The organism is Polaribacter dokdonensis (genome assembly GCF_024362345.1).
GTDB lineage: Bacteria > Bacteroidota > Bacteroidia > Flavobacteriales > Flavobacteriaceae > Polaribacter > Polaribacter dokdonensis.
Genome location: NZ_CP101505.1, coordinates 3,067,732 through 3,087,453, shown reverse-complemented (window position 1 = coordinate 3,087,453; position 19,722 = coordinate 3,067,732). Strand labels below are relative to the sequence as shown.

Here is a 19,722-nt window from a genome sequence, read left to right as displayed (position 1 = left end):
TAATTACTAACTTGTTTTTCTTGGTTAAAATTTTGTTGGTTGGTTCTTTTCTTAAGCCCTACAAAAATGTGAATAAAAAACATTATAAAAAAACGATTTTACTATTGATTATTAACTTTTTTTTACGTAAAATGCCTAATAGAAAATGTTTATATAAATTGAAAAAATCATCAACAAAAACTAGAGTTCGTTATTCAGAAACAGATCAAATGGGTGTGGTTTACCATGGAAATTATGCACAGTATTTTGAACTTGGAAGAACTGAATGGCTTCGAAATCTGGGTGTTACTTACAAAGATATGGAAAATAAAGGCATAATGCTGCCTGTAATATCATTAACCTGTAATTTTAAAAAATCTGCCTTGTATGATGATATGCTTACAATCACAACTTTTCTTGTAAAAAAACCAATGGTAAAAATTGATTTTATTTATGAGATTGTAAACGAACAAAATGAAATGATTTGTACTGGTAACTCTACTTTGGCTTTTATAGATATGAAAACCGAAAAACCAACCAGATGCCCAGATTATTTACTAGATAAATTAGGCTTCTAGTTTCAGAATATCAACTTTATATAAATTATTAAAAATATCAAAAATAGCTTTTGACTCTTTTTTTCTAATTGAAATCACATATTCACAAGCTAATTCCATTTTTTGATATACTAAATTGATGTTCTTCTCTTTTAAAATACGCATCACTTTATTCATCATGTCATATTCAAAATTTAATTGATAAAAAACATCTATTGTTTTCTCAACAATTTCTGAAGCCTCTATAGTAATTTGAGCGGATGTTTTATAGGCATTTATTAAACCACCTACTCCCAATTTTGTTCCACCAAAATATCGAACAACAACTATTAAAATATTGGTAACTTCAAAAGATTGAATTTGTCCATAAATAGGCATTCCTGCAGAATTATTAGGCTCTCCATCATCATTTGCTCTATATTTAATATCTTCTACTCCTATTTGATAGGCATAGCAAAAATGACGTGCTGAATAATGTATTTTTTTTACCTCCTCCAAACAGTCTTTTACTGCCTCCTCATTCGTTACAGGAAAAGCAAAACCAAAAAATTTACTATTTCTATCTTTAAAAAGAGTTTCTTTTGTAGCTTCTAAAATGGTTTTATAACTATCTGATTTCATTAGGCCAGTGCTACAATTATGATTCCTAAAATAGCTAAAGCAACACCTAACTTATTTTTTATACTAAACTGCTCTTTAAAAATTAAAATACCTACAAGCGTAGATACAATTACAATACCTACATTATTTATAGTAAAAAGTGTAGAACTTTCAAAACCTTCTGTTTGCAATGCTTTTATTAAGAAAACTATAGAAAAGTAATTGGGCACACCTAGAATTAATCCTGCAATACAATTTTTAATTTCAAATTTCTCTCTCTTTCTAATTGCTTTTATAATTAGAATAATTCCTGCAAAGAAAGCTGCTATCGCAAAAAGACTTCCAGAAAAAATAGAAACATCTGCTTTATCAACAAAATTAGTTTCTACATATTTTAAAGTAGTATCTATAGTACCTGAACCTAAGAAAAGTAACACAGGAAATAACAATCCTGCTTTTTCAGTAGCAATTTTATCCTCTTTTACAGAAGCCAAATACACAGCAATTAGAGCAATTACAATGCCCACTATTTTTAAAACAGTTACTGATTCGTTATACAGAAAAACTCCAAAAAAAACAGGAATTACCACAGACATTTTACCTGCTACAGAAGCTACAGAAACTCCATTTTTTTGAGCAGTCATTGCCATTACAAAAAAGATTGACACAAAAAGAGCTCCTAAAAACAAAGCTCCTAAAAACCAAGGTTGATTTGGAATTTCAATTACTGAAAAATCTCTTTCTGCAAAAGTAAAACCTAAAATAAAAGCTACAATATAGTTGATGAAAATTGCCTTAAGTACATCAACTTTATAAATACCAAAGTATTTAAAAATTACAAATAGTCCTGTAGAAATTAATATGCTTAATAATAGGTAAATCAAAGACTGTAGTTTTTAGTAAATAACGCTGTTACATCTTCAGTTTTAGGATCTAAATTCCAAACCTGAATACCTAATTTATGTGCAGAATCTGTATTTTCTTTCAAATCATCTACAAATAAAGTTTCTTTTGGATTTAATTTATTTTGTTCTAAAACAAACTCATATATTTCAGAATCTGGCTTTCTGAAATGAATTTCATGCGATAAATAAAATTGCTCAAAAGCATTTTTAAACTCGTTATAAAAAGCAGTTCCTAAACTATTTTGTATCCATTTTATATGTAAATCATTAGTATTACTCAATAAAAACAATCTGTACTTTTTACTAGCTGCTAATTCTATAATAAAATCTAATCTTCTTTTTGGGAAATCTAATAAAACTGCATTCCAAGCATTAACCAAGTCTTCCCTTTTTAAATGAACTTTTTGCTCATAAAAATCAATAAACTCTTCTGTAGAGATTAATCCTTTTTCATACTGATGATATACGTGAATCATATCATCAGAAATTTCAGTAACACCTAAAGCAGCCATAGCTTTATATGTGCCTTGTTTATCTAGATTGATGAAAATATCACCAAAATCGAAAATTATATTTTTAATCATTGATATATACTTTTAAAGTATCGTTTTTAATTTTTTGTTGATGAGCTAATTGCACATCAAACTCAGGCCCTTTTACACCTTCTTTAAGTTCAACATCACCTACAAAAACCATAGCCTCATCCCAAAGGTTTTCATCTATAAAGGTTTGCAGTGTCTTTGCTCCTCCTTCTACAATTAAAGACTGAATTTTATGTTTTTGCAAAATCGATATAATTTGCTTGGCAACATTATTTTGAAAATCAATCTTTTCAAAGACCATGTTTTCCTGCTTTGAATTTGCATCTGTATTTTTATCAGTGATAAAAATGGTTTTTACTGAATTATCAAACACGTGCAAAGATTTAGGTAGCCTTAAATGATTATCTAAAACAACTCTTGTAGGATTATTGCCTGTCCAAGACCTAACATTCAATTTAGGGTTATCTGCAATTACAGTATTTGTACCTACTAAAATAGCATGTTCTTTGCTTCTAAGCTTGTGTACAATTTGTTGCGAGTATTGATTTGAAATCCAGACAGGTTGCTGTTTTTCTTTATAATTTGGTGCTATAAAACCATCTTGAGATTCTGCCCATTTTAAGATAGTGTAAGGTCTTTTCTTATTTTGATTGGTAAAAAACCGTTTGTGATGCTTTTTACATTCCTCTTCTAAAACACCTACAATTACTTCAATTCCTGCATTTTTTAATCTTTCAACACCTTTACCTGCAACCATACTATTAGTATCTAAAGTACCAATTACCACTTTTTTAAAGTTGTGTTTTACAATTAAATCTGCACAAGGTGGAGTCTTGCCAAAATGAGAACAAGGTTCTAAAGTAACATAAATTGTAGCCTCTTTTAACAAGCTCTTATCTAAAACTGCAGTAATTGCATTTACTTCTGCATGATTGCTTCCGTAATTAGAGGTAAAACCTTCTGCAATTATTTTATTATTGTGCACAATTACAGCTCCAACAGAAGGGTTTGGTCTTGTAGTACCCAGCCCGTTTTTGGCAATTTGCAAACAACGTTTTATGTAAACTTCGTGATTAATAGCGTATTATATTTTTAATAAAAGTGAGCTAATTTCTAAAACAAACTTAAAAATATAGCCTCTAATTTATCTAATATTTCTTTAAAAAATTAGGTAACTTGCTGCAGCAAAAATACAGTATTAAATGACAAGTGAAGATTTTATCATTAGAGAAATTCAACCAGAAGATGATGCAGCTCTTGCTAAAGTAATTCGTGAGGTAATTCTAGAAATGGGTGCTCCAAAAGTTGGTACAGCTTATGAAGATAAAGCCACAGATAACATGTATAAGCAATATCAAAAAACTACAAGTAAATATTATGTAGTTACGCATAACAATACTGTTGTTGGTGGTGCAGGTATTGCTCAGTTAGATAATTTTGAAGGAAACACATGTGAACTACAAAAAATGTATTTTTTACCTATTGCCAGAGGAAAAGGTCTTGGCTCTAAACTTATAAAACAGTGTTTACATAAAGCTAAAGAGATAGGTTTTACCAATTGTTATTTAGAAACCTTACCTTACATGCAAGCAGCAGTAAAATTATACAAACGAAATGGTTTTATCAATTTAGATAAACCAATGGGTAACACTGCACATTACAATTGTAATGTATGGATGATAAAAGAAATATAAGCTATGATGACTTATTACATTTTAGGAGGTACTCATTTATTATTATTCTTTTGGGCATTTTATAACATTTTATATTTTGGAGTAAAACCTTCTAAATCTTTAAGTTGGATTTTAATAACTTTCTTCTTTCCATTTTTTGGAGTTTTTGCATTTATTTTATTTGGAATAAATCGTAGAAAAATTAAGTTTTTTGAACTTAAGGAAACTAAAAAACGAAAAGACTTTATTTCAAAATCTTTTAAAACAAAAGATGATGCCAATCTTGATGTTCTAAAAAACATTAAACAAAAAAAGATTTCTCAGCTCATTTACAATACCACAAATATAAGTACAGAGGATAAAAATAATGTTACCCTTTTAAAGAATGGAGAAGAAACTTTTAAGGCACTTTATGAAGCCTTACGAAATGCAAAAAAGTTTATTCACTTACAATATTACATTATAGAGAATGGTAAAGTCTTGTCTGAGATTTTGAAAATAATAGAACAAAAAAGAAAAGAAGGTGTAGAAGTTAGAATTCTTTATGATACTATTGGAAGTTACTATTTAAAGAATAAAACTAAGAAACATTTAAAAGAAATTGGTGTAGAAATTTATCCTGAAACGCCTTTTAAATTTGGTAGTTTTCTGTTTTCGTTAAACTTTAGAAACCATAGAAAAATAGCAATAATAGATAATAAAATTGGTTTTACAGGAGGTGTAAATATTACTGACGAATACATTAATGATGATAATCTTGGTGTTTGGCAAGACACTCATTTACGAATCAATGGTTGTGCTGTAAACAGCATTCATAAATCATTCTTAAGAGACTTTTATTACGCAACAGAACAAGATTTAACAACCACAGACAAATACACAGAACTATGTAAAGATGAAGGTGATACTACTTTGCAAATAGTTTCAAGTGGACCAGATTATGATCAATCTGTAGTAATGCAACAATACTTAAGTTTTATCAACTTAGCAGAGAAAAGCATTTGTGTTTTAAACCCTTATTTTGTACCTACTTTTGCCATTTTAGAGGCTTTTAAAATTGCAGCTTTAAGTGGAATTCAAGTAACGCTATTACTACCTAAAAAAAGCGATTCTAAAGTTGCAACCTATAGTATGTACTCATATTTTGAGACTTTATTAGCTGCAGGTGTAGAAATTTATTTGAGAGAGGATTTTTCTCACAGTAAAGTAATCTTTATAGATGATGATGTAGCTTCTGTTGGGTCTACAAATTTTGACTGCAGAAGTTTTGAGCATAACTATGAATTAAATGCTATTATTTATTGCGAAAAAATAACCTCTGAAATCAAACAGGAATTTGAAGAGCGCAAAAAATTAGCCAATAAATTGGAGTTAGCAACCTTTAAAAAAAGATCTAATAAACAAAAAACGCTCGAAAGAATCTGTCGTTTTTTTAGTCCACTATTGTAAACATGACCTTAAAAGAATACAGAACTTTATTTAACACTTCTCTTTCTGAATTGTATCCCAAAACAGAAATCGATACTTTTCTTATACTATTAATTGAAGAGTATTTAGGATTAACTCGTGTAGATTTAGTCATAAAAGCAGACTCCAAAATTGAAGATTCTAAATTACTTATTCTAAATAAAGCACTAGAAAGACTGCAAAAAGAAGAACCTATTCAATATATAATTGGTCATACTGAGTTTTTTGGACATCCATTTTTTGTAAATCAAAATACTTTGATACCAAGACCTGAAACTGAAGAATTAGTAGCTTGGATTATTGATGAAGTACGAAACAATTCTAACTATACAAATAAACAAATCTCAATTTTAGATATTGGCACAGGAAGTGGTTGCATACCTATTAGCTTGGCTAAAGAGTTGAATAACGCTAGTATTTCTGCAATTGATGTTTCTGAAAAAGCTCTAGAAATTGCTAAAAAAAACGCAATTGAAAATCAGGTTAACATCAACTTTATTACAAAAGATATTCTACAAACAATAGATTTAAATATGCAATTTGATATCATAATTTCAAATCCTCCTTATGTTAGAAATTTAGAAAAAGCAGAAATTAATAATAATGTTTTAGAGAATGAACCTCATTTAGCCCTATTTGTAGAGGACAATAATGCTTTAATTTTTTACGATAAAATTGCTGATTTAGCTAAAAATCATTTGAATAAAAATGGATGTTTGTTTTTTGAAATCAACCAATATTTAGGTAAAGAAACCTCTACCCTTCTAAAAAACAAAGCTTTTAAAAATATTGAATTAAAACAAGATATTTTTAAAAATGATAGAATGCTAAAGGCTACTCTATAATTAAAAAGTTCTAGAAATATTGAATCCAAAATGGATATCTCCACCAAAGAAATCTCCAGTAGTTTCTGCAATAAAACTTTTTTCAATCATTGTAATTGCATTTGATAATATCAATTGAAATACATGACCCCCTGTTTCTATATCAACACCAAATGCTAAAGAATTTCTTGCATTTATTGAGGTTGATTTATCAAAAGCATAAAAATACTCACCATTTATAGATACTCTTTTGCTTACTTTAATTCTAGAACCAAAACCTAGTGCAAAAATATCATGAGGATCTTCTGCAATACTTACTGTATTTCTATGAATATAAGTAGGAGTTACTTGATACGAAAAAGATGAACTAACCTTTCTAGCAATTAAAACTTGTGACACATAAGACAAACTTTCTGCAAATGTTCTTTTATCATCTGGATCATAATCTTTTAATGTTTTTACAGCAATGCTGCTAAATAATGAAATTGCAAACGGAAATGATTTTGCGCCTGTTTTTTGCTTGAACAAACTATATTTTAGAAAACCATCATAAGTTTTTTCAAAACTACTTCTACCTGCACCAATGGTTAAATCGTCTGTTAAACCATATTCTAATGAAAATCGAATGTTTGAATTATCTAAACCAAACAAATCATAAAACCCAGAATTTATTCGTCCAAATCTATGAGAAATAATAAACTCTAGTTCACTATCCTTTCTATTTTCTACAGAATGCCCATTAATAATACGTGTTCCTTTAAAAGTTGAAGTTACTATAGATTGATCTGTTTCTGTATTTTCATCATCTAAAATATCTAATAAATCATCTTGGGCGAAACTAAATGAACTTAAAAAAAGGAAACAAAGTGTGGTTAGAATATTTTTCATTGGTATTATTTTTTAAATGGTGTATGCTTAAAGTTAAAAGTTACTTTAATATTCTTTGCTATATTTTTTGCAACTACAGCAGGAATTTCAACGTCAAAATCTTCTAGATTAATTATAAAATTACCAACAGCAGTTATAGTATTATTTACTTTATTCATTGTTGCAATAACAACAATATCTTTAGAAACACCATGAATATTTATTACACCTTTAACTTTAAATTCTTTAAGATCTTCAGAAAGTGTATTAAAATCTAATATTTCCCCTTTAAATGTAGCCTTGGGATATTTATCTGATTCAACATAGTTTTCATTAAAATGTTCTTGCATTAATGCTTTATCAAACAAAAAAGACTTCATTAAAATAGAAATAGCCATTTTAGAATTAGAAGCATCTATAATACTAAGTACCTGATTATTATCTGCAGTAATATCTTCTAAAGGCGCTTTAGAAAAAAAGTTGATAGCACCGCTTTTTGTAAAATAGCGATCTTGAGAATTTACAGTTGATAAACAAAAGCAAATACAAAATATGGTTATAATTGATTTCATAATTTATTGATTTACAATTTCTGATTTTACTAAAACAACATCCATTAGATAACCTGTACAAATACCTTTTATAGTTACCAATTCATTCTCTTTTAGCACGTTAAAATCATTTTTAGCTTCTGTAGAGAGATTGCATTGTACAGAGCCAAAATCATCTTCTGTTTTCAAGGTTACAATACCTATCCCATTCTCTATTTCTAACTTTTGCACAATACCTTTAACCTGAATAATTTTATCTAAATATTCAGCATTTGCAGTAGCTTCATCTGTAGAGAATTCTGTAAATAAGTTTTCTGCTGTTACTAAAACATCTGCTTTCGCATCTACAACATCTATGTGTGGTTTGTTATAAACGTTATAAGCAACAATTGCAATACCTACAGAAAGTAAAATTAATGGTAAAACTATTTTTTTAAACTTCATAGCATCTAGTTATTTAAAGCTCCTGCATCTACCCAACAAGCAATCGCTTCAATTTCAGTATTTGTTAAAGAGCTTCCTTGAGGCATTCTTCTACTTTGTGTTTCTGCTTTTACCAAATCTGCATTAGCCCTTGTATTTTCATACGTAGTTAAATCTGGAAAATTACCTCCATTTCCATGGCATTGTACACAATTAATATCTATAATAGATTTAATATTTGCTGAATAGGTAATTGTTGAGCAAGGATCTACATTTGGATTTTCATCTACAATAGGCTCTTCTACATTTGTTAAACAAGACATAAAAAAAAGCGAGATACAAACTAAAGGTAAAGTCGTTTTTAATTTGATAAATAATTTCATGTTGGTTATTTTATTTGACAGTAAATTAAACATATTATATTTAAAAATGATTCAGAAGAGTAAGTAAAGAGGAAATAAAATGCTTAAACAGGAAAAATTAGCCATCAAAAAAACACTAGTTCAGACAAAAAACTACATATTTAGCCATTGCTTAAACTCAGCTGCTTTATTTTTACTTATAATTATTTCTTCAGAAGTTTTAGATTGCAAAAGTATTTTTAGTTGACTTTTACCATACTTAATAATCTTATCTATGGCAGCTATACTTATAATAAATTGTCTGTTTGCTCTAAAGAATAAGGTAGGATCGAAATTATTATAAATATCATCTAAACTCATATTGGTTGTAGATTTTTTACCATCAAAACAAACTACATAGGTAATTGTATTTTCTGTATAAACATAAGCAATATCTGCTATAGCAATAGGTACTAACTCGTTTCTAATATAGGTTAAAATTCTTTTTTTCTCCTGTTCTAAATTATCTTCAGAACTATTTACAACAGGCTCTTCAACCACTTTTTCTTTGTAAGAAACTAAATCTGCATTTAGTTTAGATAGATTTAAAACTTCTGAAGTAAGAGAAGCATATTTTGCTTCTAAGTGTTTTTCATAAGCACTACCTAAATAACGAACTACCAAAAATGTTAGGAGCGTTATTAAAATACCCATTATAAAAAATATAAGATAAAAATCTGATTTTAAAACCGATAACTGAGTTCTTACATTTTTAATATCTACATTGGCTGCTACAATTAAATCAGAATTTTTAACAGGAGAAATGTAAATAACCTCAGATTTGGCATCTGTGTTACTCGTTAAAATATCATAAAACTCATCTGAATAGTTTTGCCCAACCAAAGAAGCCAACAATTTCTCATTAGAATTTAAAGGTTGCCCAACATTCAATTTATTAGGATTTGCAACTTCAGTTCCACTCCAATTAAATAAGCTTATAAACCAAGTATCAGCCTTACTATTTGCTAAGCTTTCCTGGATTCTTTCAATACTATTCTGTTTAGAAATACCATTCTCTAATTGAAAGTTTATAAAATCTGCTATTTCATTCACCTCTCTTTTTGCAGATTCAACCTGTACTTCTATTAGTTGCTTTGCACTTGCCTTAATTAAAAATTGAGATATAAAAATGGATCCCAAAAGAAAAATAAGTGCTATAGATATAAAAGTAAATAAATAAAGTTTGTCTTTTTTCATATGATATTAAAAATGAACAAGATAATATTATTCTTAGTTATAGCTTCAGATTTTATTCGGCTTTAAAGCTAATATTTCCTTTTTACTTAAATTTTTACATAAGAAACTTACATTCTTATTAATTTAGCAAGAGCATGAAAACAAAAAAGTACATATTCTTTATAGCTGCATTATTATTAATAATGTTTGTAATTAAATATGCTTATACCCCTGCTAAGAGTGTACAAACTGAAAATTTAAGAAATAAGGTTCCTGAGTTGGTTTTAAATTCCAATGATCTTATTAATGCATATTTAATTGATGAAGAAAAATCAAATAAAATATATGCAGGAAAAATTATTGAAGTTACTGGTTATGTTGAGGAAACTACGCTATTAAACAATAGAAACACCATTATTTTAGCCAGCAAAAATAAATCTTTTGGAATTATTTGCGATATTAACCCTAATTTCACGACTGAATTTAATCAAGTACAAAAAAATCAAAAAATACGTGTAAAAGGTATTTGCAAAGGTTTTTTAAAAGATGTAATTCTGCTAAATTGTTCCATAGAACTAACACCAAATGAATAAATTATTACTGTTTCTGATTTTATTTGCGACTTTAGCTAAAACTGATACAAACAAAAATCAGTTTATTGCTAGGCAAGGTCAGGTTACTTTTTTCTCTTATACTTCTGCAGAAAATATTGAAGCAAAAAACAACCAAGTCTTAAGCATTTTAGATATTGATAAAAATGAAATTGCTATAAGCATGTTAATGCGTGCTTTTGTATTTAAAAAAGATTTGATGTATGAGCATTTTAATGAGGCTTATATTGAGTCTGACATGTATCCAAAAGCTAATTTTGTAGGCACTATCATAGATTTTGATGCTAGTAAAACAGAGAGTCAAACTAGAATTATTCGTGGTAATTTAACCATTCATGGAATTACAAAACCTGTAGAAATTAAAGCTAATATTGAAAATATAAATGGCAAGTATAACATATTTGGTGACTTCAAAATAAATGTAAATGATTTTCAAATTCAGATTCCACCAATTCTAGCTAGTAATATTGCCAAAACTATTTTAGTAAATTTTGATTTTAAATACCAATCTTATGAAGAATAATAAAATAACACTACTTGGTTTTTTGTTTTTCTTGTTAAGCAACTACAACTCATTTGCTCAAGATTTATTAAATCAATTAAATAAAGAGTTTCCTGATGAAACTACAAATACTATAGCCACATTTAAAACAACTAGAATTGGGTTAGGTCATTCTGTTGAAACTAGAAAAAAGGGTGCTTTAGAGATTTCTTTATATAATAGATATTGGAACATTCCTAATTTTGAAGGGCAACGTTTTTTAGCTGATGTTGTAAGTAGAAGATATGGATTAACTTATTCGTTTACAGATATTTTAAGCTTTGGTATTGGTTATGAAGATCATGATGAGATTGCAGACGGTTTTATAAAATACAAATTACTACATCAAAATAAAAAAAGACCTCTAAGCATTACCTTATTGCAAACCATTACTCATAGATCTTTAGAAAATACAAGTTCTAATTTATATCAACCTAGCAGCTCTGAAAATAAATACTCTTTTACAAGTCAGGTTTTAATTGCGAGAAAATTTAATGCTAACTTATCATTACAAATTGCGCCAACTTATATAAGAAGAGAAAATAATGACACTACAGACGACCCTAATAATCAATTTGCAATTGGTTTTGGTGGTAGACATAAAATTAGCAATCATGCCTCTATTGTTTCTGAATATTATTTGGTTGCAAATCCTTTAAAATCTATAGAAACCTATAATGCCTTTATGGTTGGCGTTAATTGGGAGTTAAGTCATTTATTACTCCAATTTCAAATGACAAATGCTAGAAATTTTGCTGAAGATACTTTTATTACGCAAACTAGAAATAATTTTAATGCTAAAGATGGTAACTTTCACTTTGGTTTTAATGCCACGTTTGTACTGCACACTAAGAAGAACAAACTAAAATAAAAAAAGCCAATGAAAAATTCATTGGCTTTTAAAGTATAATAATAAACGTATTATTTATTTAAATACATTTTACGTCTTGAATATAAATCGTAAAATTCATCGTCTTTTAAACTATCAATAAATAATATACTTTCTCCTGTCGATTTCATCTCTGGTCCTAGTTTCTTATTTACATTTGGAAACTTATTAAATGAGAATACTGGTTGCTTAATTGCAAAGCCATCTAACTGCGGATTAAAATCGAAATCAGTTACCTTCTTTTCGCCTAACATTACCTTTGTTGCATAATTTACATAAGGTTCTTTATACGCTTTTGCTATAAAAGGCACAGTTCTAGAGGCTCTTGGGTTTGCTTCAATAATATAAACTACATCATCTTTAATAGCAAACTGAATGTTTATTAAACCAACAGTTTTTAAAGCTCTTGCAATTGTATGTGTATGATCTTTAATTTGTTGCATTACAAATTCACCCAAGTTAAATGCTGGCAAAGTTGCATTAGAATCACCTGAATGTATTCCACAAGGTTCTATGTGCTCCATAATTCCTATGATATACACATTACCATCTGCATCACAAATTGCATCAGCTTCAGCTTCTATTGCACCATCTAAATAATGATCTAGTAATAATTTATTACCTGGCATTCTACCTAATAAATCAACAACATGTTCTACTAGTTCTTCTTTATTGATAACAATTTTCATTCCTTGACCACCCAAAACATAAGAAGGCCTTACTAATATTGGAAAGTTTAATTGATCTGCTAAAGTTAAAGCCTCATCTGCAGTTTCTGCAATACCAAATTCTGGATAAGGAATGTTATTTTCTTTTAACATTGATGAGAATCTACCTCTATCTTCTGCAATATCTAATGCTTCAAAAGAAGTACCAATTATCTTAATTCCGTATTTAGTAAGTTTCTCTGCTAATTTTAAAGCAGTTTGTCCTCCTAATTGTACAATTACTCCTTCTGGTTTTTCATGACGAATAATGTCATAAATATGCTCCCAGAAAACAGGTTCAAAATATAATTTATCTGCTGTATCAAAATCAGTAGAAACAGTTTCAGGATTACAGTTAATCATAATAGTTTCATAACCACATTCTGCAGCTGCCAAAACCCCATGTACACAACAATAATCGAACTCAATTCCTTGCCCAATTCTGTTTGGCCCAGAACCTAAAACAATTACTTTTTTTCTATCTGAAACAATACTTTCGTTTGCAATGGTAATTTCTCCATCTGCAGTTTCTATTTCATTTTCGAAAGTTGAATAATAATAAGGTGTTTTTGCCGTAAATTCTGCTGCACAAGTATCAACTAACTTGTAAACTCTTTGAACTTTAAGCTCTTCTCTTTTATTATATACTTCACTTTCTAGACAATCTAACATATGTGCTATTTGTCTATCTCCATATCCTTTTTGTTTTGCTTCTAGCAATAAATCTCTTTCAATAGTATCTATAGTATAAGTAGAAATTTCTTTTTGCAACTGAAATAACTCTTCATATTGTTTTAAATACCACATGTCTATTTTTGTGATATCGTAAATTTTACTTAGAGGAATTCCCATTGCAATTGCATCGTAAATTGCAAATACTCTATCCCAACTTGCGTTGGTTAATTTTTCTATAATTTGATTGTAGTTGGTATAACCTTTACCATCTGCTCCTAAACCATTTCTTTTTATTTCTAAAGATTGAGTGGCTTTGTGCAACGCTTCTTGAAAAGAACGTCCAATACCCATTACTTCACCTACAGCTTTCATCTGTAAACCTAAAGTTCTATCTGAACCTTCAAATTTATCAAAGTTCCAACGTGGAATTTTTACAATAACATAGTCTAATGTTGGCTCAAATAAAGCAGATGTAGATTTAGTAATTCCGTTTTCTAATTCATCTAAAGTATAACCAATGGCTAACTTTGTAGCTACTTTTGCAATAGGATAACCTGTTGCCTTAGAAGCTAAAGCTGATGAACGAGAAACTCTTGGATTAATTTCAATAGCAATAATTTCTTCTTTTTCGTCTGGAGAAACTGCAAACTGCACATTACATCCACCTTCAAAATCACCTATAGAACGCATCATATGTATAGCCATATCACGCATTTTTTGGTAGGTTTTGTCGGATAAAGTCATTGCAGGAGCAACTGTAATAGAATCTCCTGTATGAATACCCATTGGATCCATGTTTTCGATAGAACAAATAATAACAACGTTATCATTTTTATCTCTTAACAACTCTAATTCATACTCTTTCCAACCCATCATGGCTTTATCAATCATCACCTCATGAATTGGAGATGCTTCTAAACCTCTACTTAATAATTCATCAAAATCTTCTGGCTCATATACAATTGATGCACCTGCACCTCCTAAAGTATATGAAGAACGAATTACTAATGGAAAACCAAAACGTTGTGCAATTTCTTTACCTTTTAAGAAAGAAGTCGCTGTTTCTTGAGGAGCCATTGCAACCCCAATCTTACCCATTAATTCTCTAAACTGTTCTCTATCTTCTGTAACATTAATGGCATTAATATCTACACCAATCATCTTTACATTAAAATCTGCCCAAATACCTTTGTCATCTGCTTCAATACAAAGATTTAATGCAGTTTGACCACCCATTGTTGGTAAAACAGCATCAATTTGAGGATGCTCTTTTAATATTTGAATAATAGATTTTGTAGTTAAAGGCAACAAATACACATGATCTGCCATTGATGGGTCTGTCATGATAGTTGCAGGATTCGAATTAATTAAGATAGTTTCTATACCATCTTCTCTTAAAGAACGTAAAGATTGTGAACCAGAATAATCGAATTCGCAAGCTTGACCAATAACAATAGGTCCAGATCCTATAATTAAAATTGATTTGAGGTCTTTTCTTTTTGGCATTGTAAGTTGTTGTATTTATTAGTTTTACAAAAATAGTTAGGGTTTGGGTATAAAAAAAGGTGTTACTTAAAAAAGTAACACCTAATATATTAACAATTGTTAATCATTTATCTTTTTGGTCTTGCTTCAGATGAAACAGATAATTTCTTTCTTCCTTTAGCTCTTCTACGTGCTAATACCTTTCTACCATTAGCAGAAGCCATTCTTTCCATGAAACCGTGTTTGTTTCTTCTCTTTCTCTTTGATGGTTGATACGTTCTTTTTGGCATTATCTGTATTTTTAAAAATCTTCTTAATTATTTCTTTTCGCTATAAGATTATCACCTTATTAAAAGCGTGTGCAAATATACAACTGTTTTTATTTTTGACAAATACTATTTGAAAAAAAATAAAAAATTATTTAATCCTTTTAAAAATTCTTTTAAAACACTTCTTTATTAGCTGATCTTCGCTCTTATGAGTTGCTATTTTACCATCATCTTCATAAGAATTAGTTTCAAAATTAAAATCTAAATCGTCATAAACAGCACTTTTACAACTAATTTCTAAAGCTGTAGTATTGTTTTTAACATCTATAATCTTTAAAAACACCACAGAACCTGCTAAAAGGTTACTTCTATATTTTAAATGCTTGTAATTACTTAAGTTAGAATTATTAATTTCATTAGCACTTAAAATTTTAGTTAATACCACATAATCTATATCTGTTTTCTGTTGAAATAAGGCTTTATATTCTTTTGGCAAGTTGTAATCTAAAACAACTGGAACAATCATTTTGCCTGATGCATCTTTATAATTTGATTTATCATAAATTTCTTGCGATAATTCATCTTTAAAAAAATCGATCAATTGTTGATTGTATAAATCACCACTTTTTGCAAAATGAGATTCTTGAGTAGTACTAACTAAATACTTTGCATTCGGATTTTTATCTAACTGAGAGGTAAACCAAAGATCTTCTATCATAAAACTTGCTGGTTTGCGATCAAAGTGTTTTGGAAATAGAAAAGTACACCTACTAAACAATAAAATTACTACACAAAATAATATTTTTCTCATCCTCTCTTTATATCAAAAGTTGTTCCAAAAATAATTTTACAATAATGCATCTTTTTATTTGAGATAAAACACAGAGTTAGTACTTTTGCCCAAACCTAAAAGAACCATGCACAATACTAAATACGTTTTTGTAACAGGAGGCGTAACTTCATCACTTGGAAAAGGAATTATAGCAGCATCATTAGCAAAACTCCTACAAGAAAGAGGCTTCTCTGTAACTATTCAAAAATTAGATCCATACATTAATATAGACCCAGGAACATTAAATCCATATGAACATGGAGAATGTTATGTTACTGATGATGGTGCAGAAACTGACTTAGATTTAGGGCACTATGAGCGTTATTTAAACATACCAACTTCTCAGGCAAACAATGTTACTACAGGTAGAATTTATCAATCTGTAATTAACAAAGAAAGAAAAGGTGAGTTTTTAGGTAAAACTGTACAAGTTATACCACACATTACTGATGAAATAAAACGTAGAATTCAACTTTTAGGTGAAACTGGCGAGTATGATATTGTAATTACTGAAATTGGTGGAACAGTTGGCGATATTGAATCTTTACCTTATGTAGAGTCTGTAAGACAAATGCTTTGGGAAAAAGGAGAAGAAAATGCCATTGTTATTCATTTAACATTAGTACCTTATTTAGCTGCTGCTGGTGAATTAAAAACAAAACCCACTCAACACTCTGTAAAGATGTTGATGCAAAGTGGTGTTAGCCCAGATATTTTGGTTTGTAGAACAGAGCATGAAATTTCTGATGACATTAAACGTAAATTAGCTTTATTCTGTAATGTTAAAAAAGAAGATGTTATACAATCTATAGATGCTGAAACTATTTATGACGTTCCTAATTTAATGCTAGATGAAGGTTTAGATGAAGTGGTTTTAAAGAAACTTCAATTAGAATCTAAACAAAAGCCTGCATTAAAAACGTGGAATAACTTTTTACAGAAACATAAAAATCCTAAATCTGAAGTTGAGATTGGTTTAATTGGTAAGTATATAGAATTACAAGATTCTTATAAATCTATTACAGAAGCTTTTATACATGCAGGTTCTTCTAATGAAACTAAAGTAAAGGTAAGATGGATTCATTCTGAAAGCTTATCACCAAAATCTGTAGAAAAGAAATTAGAAGGTTTAAATGGAATTCTTGTAGCACCTGGTTTTGGAGACAGAGGAATTGAAGGAAAAATAAAAGCAGTTAAATACGCTAGAGAAAATAACATTCCATTTTTTGGTATTTGTTTAGGTATGCAAATGTCAGTTATAGAATTTGCCAGAAATGTACTTAATTTAGAAGGTGCTAGTTCTTCTGAAATGAATAAAAGCGCAAAGCATCCTGTTATTAATTTAATGGATAGTCAGAAAAATATAACTGAAAAAGGTGGTACAATGCGTTTAGGAGCTTGGGATTGTGAAATTAAAAAAGACTCTAAAGCTTACAACGCTTATAAATCTGAATTAATTAGCGAAAGACATAGACATAGATATGAGTTTAACAACAAATATTTATCACAAATTGAGGAAGCTGGATTAAAAGCTACAGGTATAAACCCAAAAACTGGTTTAGTAGAAGTTGTGGAGCTAAAAAACCATCCTTGGTTTGTAGGTGTACAATATCATCCTGAATATAAAAGTACTGTTTTAAAACCTCATCCATTATTTGTAGATTTTATTAAAGCTGCTTTAAAACAATCAAAAAAATAAAATTATTAGAAGGTCCATTTTAAAATGGAACACTAATTGAACTATTAAAAAGTATATTATTTAAAGGTAGAAAAACAATTAAAAATCTGCTTTTTAACTACATTTGTCGCGTTTGAAACAAGAATTTCTCTTGATAAAGTGACAAACTGACATTTTAATTTACACATGGAACAAAAAAAATTCGATTACAATTCTTTTATAGGAATGATTCTTCTTGCAGGAATTATGTTATGGTATTTTAATACTAACAAACCAGAAGATTTAGAAGAACAACAACCTCAAGAAGTTGTTGAAACAACTGAAAATACTAAAAAAGAGAACACAAAAGAAATTGCAGCTCCTGTTTTTCAAAACGATTCATTACAACAAGTTGCATTACAAAACAAACTAGGTGCATTTGCACAAAGTGCTATCAATGGAACTGAAGGAACAACTGTTATAGAAAACAATTTAGTTCGTTTAACTATAGATAATAAAGGTGGTCAAATTGTAAAGGCTTTAATTAAAAACTACCAAACTTACGATTCGCTTCCTTTATATATGATAAAGGATAACAATGCCTCTTTCAATATTAATTTTGGAACTACAGACAATAGAATTTTAAATACCAAAGACTTATTTTTTGAACCTACTTTAACTAAAAGTGGCGACAATCAAATACTATCTATGAAATTAAAAGTTTCTGATAGCCAGTATTTAGAATACAGGTATGAAATTAAACCAAAAAAATATTTTGTAGATTTTTCTATAAGATCTCAAGGTTTAGATGGTGTTTTTAACTCATCTAACCCAATTAATTTAGATTGGTCATTAAAAGGTTTTAGACACGAAAGAAGTCAAAAAACTGAAAACACTATGTATTCTTACTTCTACTATAAAAGTGAAGATGAAGTAGAGTATTTAAATGCAGGTAATACAGAAATTGCAAATGATGTTGACTGGGTTGCTTACAAGCAACACTTTTTTATGTCTAATTTATTAACAGATACACCTTTTAACAATGCTACTGTAACCTCTACAGATTTAGTTGAAGATGAAAAACTAGATACCGTTTTTACTAAAAAGTATGAATTAAAAACACCTTTAGTTTTAACTGGTGGTGAACTAAATTATAATATGAAATGGTTCTATGGGCCAAGTGATTATAATTTATTAAAAAAATATGAAGGTACAGATTTAGATGAAACAGCAGATTTAGGTTGGGGTATTTTTGGTTTCTTGAATAGAAATGTATTTTATCCTGTATTTAATTTCTTAGAAGGATTCTTAACAAACTATGGTTTAATTATTATTTTAATGACGATTGTAGTACGTATTTTAATGTCTCCTTTAGTATATAAATCGTACTTATCAAGTGCAAAAATGAAAGTAATTCGTCCAGAATTACAAGAATTAAATAAAAAATATCCTGGTAAAGAGAATGCTATGAAACGTCAGCAAGAAACAATGGCGATTCAAAGAAAAGCAGGAGTTAATATGATGTCTGGTTGTATTCCTGCATTATTGCAAATGCCAATCTTCTTTGCATTATTTAAATTCTTTCCAACCAATATTGCTTTACGTCAAGAAAGCTTTTTATGGGCACCAGATTTATCATCTTATGATGTTATTTTTAACTTACCATTTGAGATTCCTTTTTATGGAGATCATGTAAGTTTATTTCCAATTTTAGCTTCTATTGCTATTTTCTTTTATATGAAAATGAATCAAAGTCAGCAAGCAAATATGCAAGCGCCTCCTCAAGAAGGAATGCCAGATATGAGTAAAATGATGAAGTATATGATTTACTTCTCTCCAATAATGATGCTTATTTTCTTTAATAGATATGCTAGTGGATTAAGTTTGTATTACTTTATTTCTAACTTATTAACGATATCTATTATGTTAGTAATTAAGAATTATGTAATTGATGAAGATAAAATTCATGCACAAATAGAAGAAAATAAAAAACGTCCTGAAAAAGCAAAAAGCAAATTTAGACAAAGAATTGATGCTGCAATGAAGCAAGCTCAAGAGCAGCAAGCAAAACAACAAAAGAAATAGAGAAAG

The 19,722-nt window shown here is 28.9% G+C and carries 21 protein-coding genes; 9 read left to right on the top strand and 12 right to left on the bottom strand.

Annotated elements, in window-relative coordinates; genetic code table 11:
- Positions 1-158: 158 nt before the first annotated feature.
- Positions 159-557, top strand: coding sequence for an acyl-CoA thioesterase (locus LPB302_RS13950; RefSeq protein ID WP_053975254.1), 399 nt, complete (start codon positions 159-161; stop codon positions 555-557).
- On the opposite strand, the gene LPB302_RS13945 is transcribed toward LPB302_RS13950, so the two are convergent.
- From LPB302_RS13945 to ribD, 4 genes are read right to left on the bottom strand one after another with little or no spacing between them, the layout of a single operon-like run.
- Positions 546-1,157 (bottom strand): IMPACT family protein, encoded by a 612-nt coding sequence (locus LPB302_RS13945; protein WP_053972982.1) that lies wholly within the window; start codon positions 1,155-1,157, stop codon positions 546-548. The two genes, LPB302_RS13950 and LPB302_RS13945, sit on opposite strands and share 12 nt — an antisense overlap.
- A complete protein-coding gene (locus LPB302_RS13940; RefSeq protein WP_053972983.1) occupies positions 1,157-2,020 on the bottom strand; it encodes an EamA family transporter in 864 nt (287 codons plus the stop codon). Before LPB302_RS13940 ends, LPB302_RS13945 begins: the two co-directional genes overlap by 1 nt.
- On the bottom strand, positions 2,017-2,625 hold the full coding sequence (locus tag LPB302_RS13935; RefSeq protein WP_053972984.1) for an HAD-IA family hydrolase: 609 nt from the start codon (positions 2,623-2,625) through the stop codon (positions 2,017-2,019). Before LPB302_RS13935 ends, LPB302_RS13940 begins: the two co-directional genes overlap by 4 nt.
- Positions 2,618-3,661, bottom strand: a complete 1,044-nt coding sequence (gene ribD, locus LPB302_RS13930) for a bifunctional diaminohydroxyphosphoribosylaminopyrimidine deaminase/5-amino-6-(5-phosphoribosylamino)uracil reductase RibD (protein ID WP_053972985.1) — start codon at positions 3,659-3,661, stop codon at positions 2,618-2,620. Before ribD ends, LPB302_RS13935 begins: the two co-directional genes overlap by 8 nt.
- Positions 3,662-3,785: 124 nt before the next feature.
- Here ribD and LPB302_RS13925 point away from each other — a divergent pair, with 124 nt between their 5' ends.
- From LPB302_RS13925 to prmC, 3 genes are read left to right on the top strand one after another with little or no spacing between them, the layout of a single operon-like run.
- Positions 3,786-4,277 (top strand): GNAT family N-acetyltransferase, encoded by a 492-nt coding sequence (locus tag LPB302_RS13925; RefSeq protein ID WP_053972986.1) that lies wholly within the window; start codon positions 3,786-3,788, stop codon positions 4,275-4,277.
- Between the two features lie 3 nt (positions 4,278-4,280).
- Positions 4,281-5,705: a cardiolipin synthase gene (cls, locus tag LPB302_RS13920; RefSeq protein ID WP_053972987.1), complete on the top strand. Its 1,425-nt coding sequence runs from the start codon at positions 4,281-4,283 to the stop codon at positions 5,703-5,705.
- 2 nt (positions 5,706-5,707) lie between these two features.
- On the top strand, positions 5,708-6,568 hold the full coding sequence (gene prmC, locus LPB302_RS13915; RefSeq protein WP_053972988.1) for a peptide chain release factor N(5)-glutamine methyltransferase: 861 nt from the start codon (positions 5,708-5,710) through the stop codon (positions 6,566-6,568).
- Here prmC and LPB302_RS13910 read toward each other — a convergent pair whose 3' ends face one another.
- The 5 genes from LPB302_RS13910 to LPB302_RS13890 all read right to left on the bottom strand — a co-directional run bounded on the left by LPB302_RS13910 (position 6,569) and on the right by LPB302_RS13890 (position 9,929).
- Complete coding sequence (locus tag LPB302_RS13910) at positions 6,569-7,435, bottom strand: DUF5777 family beta-barrel protein (RefSeq protein ID WP_053972989.1); 867 nt, start codon at positions 7,433-7,435, stop codon at positions 6,569-6,571. It abuts the gene before it with no gap.
- Between the two features lie 5 nt (positions 7,436-7,440).
- Positions 7,441-7,986 carry a YceI family protein gene (locus LPB302_RS13905; RefSeq protein ID WP_053972990.1) on the bottom strand — a complete coding sequence of 182 codons (546 nt, stop codon included), beginning with the start codon at positions 7,984-7,986 and terminating at the stop codon, positions 7,441-7,443.
- 3 nt (positions 7,987-7,989) lie between these two features.
- Entirely contained in the window at positions 7,990-8,409 is a 420-nt protein-coding gene (locus LPB302_RS13900) for an OB-fold protein (RefSeq protein WP_053972991.1), read from the bottom strand.
- 5 nt (positions 8,410-8,414) lie between these two features.
- Positions 8,415-8,771: a c-type cytochrome gene (locus LPB302_RS13895; RefSeq protein WP_231658688.1), complete on the bottom strand. Its 357-nt coding sequence runs from the start codon at positions 8,769-8,771 to the stop codon at positions 8,415-8,417.
- A 132-nt stretch (positions 8,772-8,903) separates the two neighbouring features.
- Positions 8,904-9,929 (bottom strand): LytR/AlgR family response regulator transcription factor, encoded by a 1,026-nt coding sequence (locus tag LPB302_RS13890; protein ID WP_231658689.1) that lies wholly within the window; start codon positions 9,927-9,929, stop codon positions 8,904-8,906.
- Between the two features lie 191 nt (positions 9,930-10,120).
- Between LPB302_RS13890 and LPB302_RS13885 the strand changes: the two genes are divergently transcribed.
- From LPB302_RS13885 to LPB302_RS13875, 3 genes are read left to right on the top strand one after another with little or no spacing between them, the layout of a single operon-like run.
- Complete coding sequence (locus tag LPB302_RS13885) at positions 10,121-10,558, top strand: OB-fold protein (protein WP_074613538.1); 438 nt, start codon at positions 10,121-10,123, stop codon at positions 10,556-10,558.
- On the top strand, positions 10,551-11,099 hold the full coding sequence (locus tag LPB302_RS13880) for a YceI family protein (RefSeq protein ID WP_053972995.1): 549 nt from the start codon (positions 10,551-10,553) through the stop codon (positions 11,097-11,099). The genes LPB302_RS13885 and LPB302_RS13880 overlap by 8 nt, the downstream gene beginning before the upstream one ends.
- Positions 11,089-11,988, top strand: coding sequence for a DUF5777 family beta-barrel protein (locus LPB302_RS13875; RefSeq protein ID WP_053972996.1), 900 nt, complete (start codon positions 11,089-11,091; stop codon positions 11,986-11,988). Before LPB302_RS13880 ends, LPB302_RS13875 begins: the two co-directional genes overlap by 11 nt.
- Positions 11,989-12,038: 50 nt before the next feature.
- On the opposite strand, the gene carB is transcribed toward LPB302_RS13875, so the two are convergent.
- From carB to LPB302_RS13860, 3 genes are all read right to left on the bottom strand, one after another.
- Complete coding sequence (gene carB, locus LPB302_RS13870) at positions 12,039-14,894, bottom strand: carbamoyl-phosphate synthase large subunit (protein ID WP_053972997.1); 2,856 nt, start codon at positions 14,892-14,894, stop codon at positions 12,039-12,041.
- Positions 14,895-15,001: 107 nt separating this feature from the next.
- The gene (gene rpmH / locus LPB302_RS13865) at positions 15,002-15,163 is read right to left on the bottom strand and encodes a 50S ribosomal protein L34 (protein ID WP_015482384.1); all 162 of its coding nucleotides are present in this window, start codon (positions 15,161-15,163) and stop codon (positions 15,002-15,004) included.
- Positions 15,164-15,290: 127 nt separating this feature from the next.
- Positions 15,291-15,860: a hypothetical protein gene (locus LPB302_RS13860; RefSeq protein WP_053972998.1), complete on the bottom strand. Its 570-nt coding sequence runs from the start codon at positions 15,858-15,860 to the stop codon at positions 15,291-15,293.
- A gap of 199 nt (positions 15,861-16,059) precedes the next feature.
- On the opposite strand from LPB302_RS13860, the gene pyrG reads away from it, so the two are divergent.
- Together pyrG and yidC are read left to right on the top strand one after the other, a co-directional pair.
- Positions 16,060-17,673 (top strand): CTP synthase, encoded by a 1,614-nt coding sequence (gene pyrG / locus LPB302_RS13855; protein WP_053972999.1) that lies wholly within the window; start codon positions 16,060-16,062, stop codon positions 17,671-17,673.
- A gap of 165 nt (positions 17,674-17,838) precedes the next feature.
- Positions 17,839-19,716: a membrane protein insertase YidC gene (yidC, locus tag LPB302_RS13850; protein WP_053973000.1), complete on the top strand. Its 1,878-nt coding sequence runs from the start codon at positions 17,839-17,841 to the stop codon at positions 19,714-19,716.
- Positions 19,717-19,722 lie beyond the last annotated feature (6 nt).